The sequence below is a fragment of the Streptomyces sp. ISL-66 genome, from assembly GCF_018614135.1.
GTDB lineage: Bacteria > Actinomycetota > Actinomycetes > Streptomycetales > Streptomycetaceae > Streptomyces.
The window spans coordinates 1-7,247 of record NZ_JAGGOW010000182.1 but is presented as its reverse complement, the minus strand read 5'-3'; the positions used below and the strand labels follow the sequence as shown (position 1 = coordinate 7,247).

At 76.0% G+C, this 7,247-nt stretch carries 2 protein-coding genes and 1 pseudogene; 2 read left to right on the top strand and 1 reads right to left on the bottom strand.

The window, feature by feature from the left end:
• Positions 1-82: 82 nt before the first annotated feature.
• The gene (locus tag J7E97_RS31155; protein WP_215034267.1) at positions 83-931 is read right to left on the bottom strand and encodes an AraC family transcriptional regulator; all 849 of its coding nucleotides are present in this window, start codon (positions 929-931) and stop codon (positions 83-85) included.
• Between the two features lie 79 nt (positions 932-1,010).
• Here J7E97_RS31155 and J7E97_RS31150 point away from each other — a divergent pair, with 79 nt between their 5' ends.
• Positions 1,011-5,609, top strand: coding sequence for an ATP-dependent helicase (locus tag J7E97_RS31150; protein ID WP_215034265.1), 4,599 nt, complete (start codon positions 1,011-1,013; stop codon positions 5,607-5,609).
• 797 nt (positions 5,610-6,406) lie between these two features.
• A pseudogene (locus tag J7E97_RS36415) lies at positions 6,407-6,685 on the top strand (DNA-formamidopyrimidine glycosylase family protein); the annotation flags it as partial.
• Between the last annotated feature and the right edge of the window lie 562 nt (positions 6,686-7,247).

Genomic DNA, 7,247 nt, shown 5'->3' with positions numbered 1-7,247 from the left:
CCCGCGCACCCGCGCCGTGTACGCGCCCCGCGCCCCGGTCCGCCCCGGTCCGCCCCGGCCCGGCCCGGCCCGCGATCCGGAGCTAACCGGAGGCCCGTTCCCGCCTGTAGGCGCCCGGCGGCACCCCCACGATGCGGGTGAAGTGCCGGTTCAGGTGCGGCTGGTCGGTGAAGCCGACGCTGACGGCCGCGTCCGCCGGCGCGGTTCCGGCGTCGAGGAGCAGGCGCGCCCGGCGGACCCGGGCGTCGGTCAGCCAGGTGTGCGGCGGCATGCCGTACCGGTCCCGGAAGGCCCGCAGCAGTGCGAACGGGCTCGTCCCCAGCTCCGCCGCGAGCTGCTCCAGCGACGGCGGCTCGCCCATCCGCTCCGCCAGTACGGCACGGGCCCGCTCGGCGTCGGCGGCGCCCGCGCGGCGCACCGTACGGGCGGGCAGCGGCCCGGCGTGCCGGGTCAGCATCCGGGCCACCACCCCGCGCAGCAGCGTGTCGGCGGCCAGCGCGTTGCCGGCCTCCGCGGCCCGGTGGACCTCGGTGATCATCCGCGAGGCCTGCGGGTCGGCGACCATGTCGGCGGTGAAGCCGGGCGTCCCGTGCGGGGTGCCGATCTCGGCGGCGACCTCGGCGATCAGCGCCCGGGAGGGGTAGAGGGTGGCGTAGGCCCAGCCCTCGGGGACTCCGGCGCGGGCGGTGTGCGCGACCTCGGGATTGATCAGAACGACGCTGCCGGGCCCGGCGCGGACGGTTCCGCCGGGCAGGCCGATCTCCTCGACGCCGCCGGTGACGGCCGCGATGACGTACCCGTCGTGGGCGTGGCGCGGAAAGGTGTGGCGTACGTAATGGGCGCGCAGGAGGTCCAGGCCGGGCAGTTCCGCGTACTGCCAGTGCCGCGCCCACTCCCGGCGGCCCCCGTCCGCTCCGCTCCCCGTCCCCATCCCCTCATTCTGCGCCCTCCCGGGCCCGGCGTTTGCGCAGGTCCGGCCGGTTGTCAGTGGGCGGGTGCACGATGGTGGCATGCCCGGTACCGCGCTCGACTCGTTCTCCCCCGCGACCCGCTCGTGGTTCACGGGGGCCTTCGCCGCGCCCACCACCGCACAGGAGGGCGCCTGGCGGGCGATCGGGCAGGGCTCGGACGTGCTGGTGGTGGCCCCCACCGGCTCCGGCAAGACCCTGGCCGCCTTCCTCGCCGCCCTCGACCAGCTCGCGTCCGTGCCGCCCCCGGCCGAGCCGAAGAAGCGCTGCCGGGTGCTGTACGTATCGCCCCTGAAGGCCCTGGCGGTGGACGTGGAGCGCAATCTCCGCAGCCCGCTGACCGGGATCCGGCAGGAGTCCGCCCGCCTGGGGCTGCCCGAGCCGGAGATCCGGGTCGGGATCCGCTCCGGGGACACCCCGCCCGCCGAGCGGCGGGCCCTGTCGACCCGGCCGCCGGACATCCTGATCACCACGCCCGAGTCGCTGTTCCTGATGCTGACCTCGGCGGCCCGCGAGGCCCTGGCCGGGGTCGAGACGGTGATCCTGGACGAGGTGCACGCGGTCGCCGGGACCAAGCGGGGCGCCCATCTCGCCCTGTCGCTGGAGCGGTTGGACGAGCTGCTGCCGCGCCCGGCGCGCCGGATCGGACTGTCGGCGACGGTCCGGCCTGTGGAGGAGGTGGCCCGCTACCTCGCGCCGCGCGGGAGGGTGGAGATCGTCCAGCCGCCGTCGACCAAGGAGTTCGACCTGTCGGTGGTCGTACCGGTCCAGGACATGGGCGAGTTGGGCGGCTCCCCCGCCTCCGAGGGCAAGGAGGGCGGCGACAAGCCGTCCATCTGGCCGCATGTGGAGGAGCGGATCGCCGATCTGGTCCAGGCCCACCGCTCCACGATCGTGTTCGCCAACTCCCGCCGCCTCGCCGAGCGTCTGTGCAACCGGCTCAACGAGATCGCGTACGAGCGCGCCATGGGCGGCCCGCTGCCCGAGGGTTCGCCGCCGGCCGAGATCATGGCGCAGTCGGGCGCCGCGCTCGGCGCGCCGCCGCTGCTGGCCCGCGCCCACCACGGTTCGGTGTCCAAGGAACAGCGGGCGCTCGTGGAGGAGGACTTGAAGGCCGGCCGGCTGCCCGCGGTGGTCGCCACCTCCAGCCTGGAGCTCGGCATCGACATGGGCGCGGTGGACCTCGTCATCCAAGTGGAGTCCCCGCCGTCGGTCGCCTCCGGGCTGCAGCGGGTGGGCCGGGCCGGGCACCAGGTGGGCGCGGTCTCCACCGGAGTCGTCTTCCCCAAGTACCGGGGCGACCTCGTGCAGGCCGCCGTGGTCACCGAGCGGATGCGCACGGGCTCGATCGAGTCCCTGCGGATCCCCTCCAACCCGCTGGACGTCCTCGCCCAGCAGCTCGTCGCGATGACCGCGATGGACACCTGGCAGCTGGACGACCTGCTCGCCCTGGTGCGGCGGGCGGCGCCGTTTGCGGCACTGCCGGACTCGGCCTTCACTGCGGTACTGGACATGCTGGCCGGCCGCTATCCGTCGGACGCGTTCGCCGAGCTCAGGCCCCGGGTCGTGTGGGACCGCGTGGCCGGTACGGTCACCGGCCGGCCGGGGGCCCAGCGGCTCGCGGTCACCTCCGGCGGGACCATCCCGGACCGCGGCCTGTTCGGCGTCTTCCTGGCCGGCTCGGATCCGAAGAAGGGCGGCGGCCGGGTCGGCGAGCTCGACGAGGAGATGGTCTACGAGTCCCGCGTCGGCGACGTCTTCACCCTCGGCACCAGCTCCTGGCGGATCGTCGACATCACCCGTGACCGCGTCCTCGTCACCCCCGCCCCCGGGGTTCCGGGCCGCCTGCCGTTCTGGAAGGGCGACCAGCTGGGCCGCCCGCTCGAACTGGGCCGCGCGGTCGGCGCGTTCCTGCGCGAGCTCGGCGGCCTCGCCCAGGACGACGCCCGTCTGCGGCTGCTGGCGGCCGGCCTGGACGCCTGGGCCGCCGAGAACGTCCTCGCGTACCTCGCCGAACAGCGCGAGGCCTGCGGCCACGTACCGGACGACCGGACCATCGTCGTCGAGCGGTTCCGCGACGAGCTCGGCGACTGGCGGGTCGTCGTCCACTCCCCCTTCGGCGCCCAGGTGCACGCCCCTTGGGCGCTGGCCCTCGGCGCCCGCCTCTCCGAGCGGTACGGGATGGACGCGCAGGTGATGCACGCCGACGACGGCATCGTGCTCCGCCTCCCGGACGCCGACCTGCTGAACATGGACCTGGACCTGGACCTGCTGGACCACGACCCGGCGCGGGACCGGTCCTTCGAGTTCGACGACGAGAAGGCTCCGCTCGGCGCGGCCGACGTGACCTTCGACCACGGCGACATCAACCAGATCGTCACCGACCAGGTCGGCGGCTCCGCGCTGTTCGCCTCCCGCTTCCGCGAGTGCGCCGCGCGCGCCCTGCTCCTGCCGCGCCGCGATCCCGGCAAGCGCACCCCGCTGTGGCAGCAGCGCCAGCGCGCCTCGCAGCTGCTGCAAGTGGCCTCGGAGTTCGGCTCGTTCCCGATCGTGCTCGAAGCCGTACGGGAGTGCCTGCAGGACGTCTTCGACGTACCGGGCCTGACCGAGCTGATGGGCGACATCGAGGCCCGCCGGGTCCGCCTGGTCGAGGTCACCACCGCCGAGCCCTCCCCCTTCGCCCGCTCCCTCCTCTTCGGGTACGTCGCCCAGTTCCTCTACGAGGGCGACTCGCCCCTCGCCGAGCGCAGGGCGGCCGCGCTGTCCCTGGACTCCCGGCTGCTGGCGGAACTGCTGGGCCAGGCGGAGCTGCGCGAGCTCCTGGACGCGGAGGTGCTGACGGAGCTGGAGCGGGAGCTCCAGTGGCTGACGCAGGACCGGCGGGCCAAGAGCGCCGAATCGGTGGCCGACCTGCTGCGCCTGCTGGGCCCGCTGACCCCGGCGGACCTGGCGGCCCGCGGCGCGGACCCGCAGTGGGCCGAGTCCCTCTCCGCGTCCCGCAGGGCGATCCGGGTCCGGATCGGCGGCGAGGACCACTGGGCGGCGATCGAAGACGCGGGCCGGCTGCGGGACGCGCTGGGCACGGCCCTGCCGGTGGGCGTCCCGGAGGCGTTCACCGAACCGGTGAAGGACCCGCTGGGCGACCTCCTCGCGCGCTACGCCCGTACCCACGGCCCGTTCACGACGGCCACCGTCGCCGCCCGCTTCGGCCTGGGCTCCGCCGTGACGGACGGCGCGCTGCACCGGCTGGCGGCGGCCGGGCGGGTGGTCCAGGGCGAGTTCCACCCGGCGGGCATCGGCCAGGAATGGTGCGACGCCACCGTCCTGCGCCGGCTGCGGCGCCGCTCGCTGGCCGCGCTGCGCCAGGAGCTGGAGCCGGTCCCGCCGACCGCCCTCGCCACCTTCCTCCCCCAGTGGCAGCACCTGGGCGGGGCCCTGCGCGGGGTCGACGGCCTGGCCCGCGCGATCGAGCAGCTCCAGGGCGCCCCGGTCCCGGCTTCCGCGCTGGAACGCCTGATCCTGCCCTCCCGGGTCGCGGACTACTCCCCGACCCTCCTGGACGAGCTCACCACCACGGGCGAGGTGATCTGGGCCGGTGCGGGGGCCCTGCCGGGCAAGGACGGCTGGATCTCCCTCTACCTCGCGGAGGCGGCCCCGCTCCTCCTGCCCCCGCAGCACCCCCTGGAGCTCACCCCGCTCCACGAGGCGCTCCTCGCCACCCTCTCCGGCGGGTACGGCCTCTTCTTCCGCCAGCTCGTGGAGACGGTGCGCGACCGCATCCCGTCCGCCTCGGACGCGGACCTCTCCTCCGCCGTCTGGGACCTGGCGTGGTCGGGCCGCCTGACGAACGACACCCTGGCCCCGCTGCGCTCCTTCCTCGGCTCGGGCCGCACGGCGGGCGCCACCGCCCACCGCGCGCGCCGCACGGTCCCGCGCGGCCGCTACGGCACGCTCGCCGTCCCGGCGTCCCGTACGGGCCCGCCCACGGTGTCGGGCCGCTGGTCACTGCTCCCGGTCCACGCCCCGGACCCGACCCACCGCGCGCACGCCCTGGCCCGCACCCTGCTGGACCGCCACGGCGTGGTCACCCGGGGCGCGGTGGCCGCCGAGGGCGTGGAGGGCGGCTTCAGCGCGGTCTACCGCGTGCTGTCCGCCTTCGAGGACAGCGGCCAGGCCCGCCGCGGCTACGTGGTCGAAGGCCTGGGCGCGGCCCAGTTCGCCATGGACGGCGCCGTCGACCGCCTCCGCGCCGCCGAGCGGACCCCGCCCCCGCTGGCCGCGGTGGTCCTCGCGGCCGCCGACCCGGCGAACGCCTACGGCGCAGCCCTGCCCTGGCCGGAGCCCCCGTCCGGCGCCACCCACAAGCCGGGCCGCAAAGCGGGCTCCCTGGTGGTCCTGGTCGACGGCGAACTCGCCCTCTACCTGGAGCGCGGTGGCAAGACCCTCCTCGCCTGGCCCCCGCCCGACGACCCCCGCCTCACGGCGGCCCTGTCCGCCCTGACCACGGCCTCCCGCACGGGCACCCTCCCCGCCCTCACGATCGAACGCATCAACGCCACCCCGTCCCTCACTTCCCCCTACGCCCCACCCATCGAAGCCTCAGGCTTCCACGCCACCCCCCGCGGCCTCCGCCTCCGCTAACGGTCCCACCCGAGGCGAAGCCGCACGCGACGGAACCCAGCAGCCCGCCGCCGCCAGCCGTGCGAACCGCCGGAGCGGAGCTCCGGGGGCGGGACCGCGCCGTAAAACCGGGGCCATGGCCGGGGAGGCCGGGGCCTTCGTGGCGTGGGCGAGGCCCGCGCCGAAGGCCAGGCCCGCAGTACCCCAGGGGCGCGCGCGAAGGCAACACCAAAAGGCCGGGGCCCTATCCCAAGGCGGCGCAGGGGAGGGCCGCGCCGGAACGCCGGGCTACCCGGGGGACCTGCAAGAAGGCCAGGGCGATCCCCGGGGGACGAGGACTGCGCCGGAAGGCCGGAGCGAAGGCCCAAGCCCGAAGGCCGGGGCGAGGCTAGGTCGAAGGGCCGGGCCGTGCCCCGGGTGCGGGGTCATATCCTGAGCCCTGTCCCCTCGTCGGCGGCCGCCCGCCCCCTTCGCGACCGCGTCTCCGCGGTCCCCCGGCGCCGCGCCCGGGGCGGCCGGGGAAGGACGTGGGCGGGGGCTCACCGCAGCGGTCGCCTGGCACGCGCACGGACTGCTGCGGCGCCGGACGCCGAGGCCACTGCGCACCGCCTCGGGATCCACGCAGGGCCACCCGTGGGCCGTCCTTCGGGCCTTGGCGGCCGAGCCCGCCGGGACCTGGTGCCGTGGTGCATCGCAAGGCGGAAGTGCGCCTCCGTACCGACGTGCTCGGGCGCCCCGACAACGCGGCCAGGTGCGATGCCAGGTCCCACGGGTCCGGAAACATCCGAAAGGGACGGCCCAGGCGGGACAATGGGGCCATGCCTGAAGGCGACAACGTCTACCGCACGGCGGCCCAGCTCCGCGACGCCCTCGCGGGCAAGGTGATCACCCGTTCCGACTTCCGCGTCCCCCGCCTCGCCACCGCCGACGTCACCGGTCGCACCGTCCTCGACGTCGTCTCGCGCGGCAAGCACCTCCTCATCCGCCTCGGCCCGGCCGCGGACCTCGATGTGCGGACCCGAGAGCCCGCGACCCCCCTCACCCTCCACACCCACCTCCGCATGGACGGCGCCTGGCGCATCCTGCCCACCCCCGGCTCCGGCACCGCTGCCACCACCCCTGCCGGAGCGGCCTCTGCCGCCACCACCCCCGATCCCGGCACCGCTGCCACCACTCCCGGCTCCGACACCGCTGCCATCACCAGCCCCAACTCCGACACCGCCACCACCCCCGACTCGGGCACCACTGCCACCACCTCCGACTCGGGCACCGCTGCCACCACTCCTGCCGGCGCCGACTCCACCACCCCCGATCCCAGCACCACCACCGGCCGCCCGGGCCCCACCGACCCCACCGACCCCGCCGATCCCGCCGTCGGCCCCCGCCAGACCGCCGACTCCGCCGCCACCACCCCCGATCCCAGCACCACCACCGGCCGCCCGGGCCCCACCGACCCCACCGACCCCGCCGATCCCGCCGTCGGCCCCCGCCAGACCGCCGGCCCCGCCGCCCCCACCACCGGCCCCCCCGCCCGAACCGCCCGCCCCCCCCCCCTTCCCTCCCCCGGGGTCCTCCCCTGACCCCCGGGCCCCTCCTCCCGGGTATGGGAACCTTCCCGGACGCCCCGGCCTACATGCACCGCCAAGAGGGGCTCCGAGT

Excerpts from the sequence above, each read along its gene's own strand:
- J7E97_RS31155 (WP_215034267.1), bottom strand. The coding sequence starts at position 931 with ATGGGGACGGGGAGCGGAGCGGACGGGGGCCGCCGGGAGTGGGCGCGG.
- J7E97_RS31150 (WP_215034265.1), top strand. The coding sequence starts at position 1,011 with ATGCCCGGTACCGCGCTCGACTCGTTCTCCCCCGCGACCCGCTCGTGG.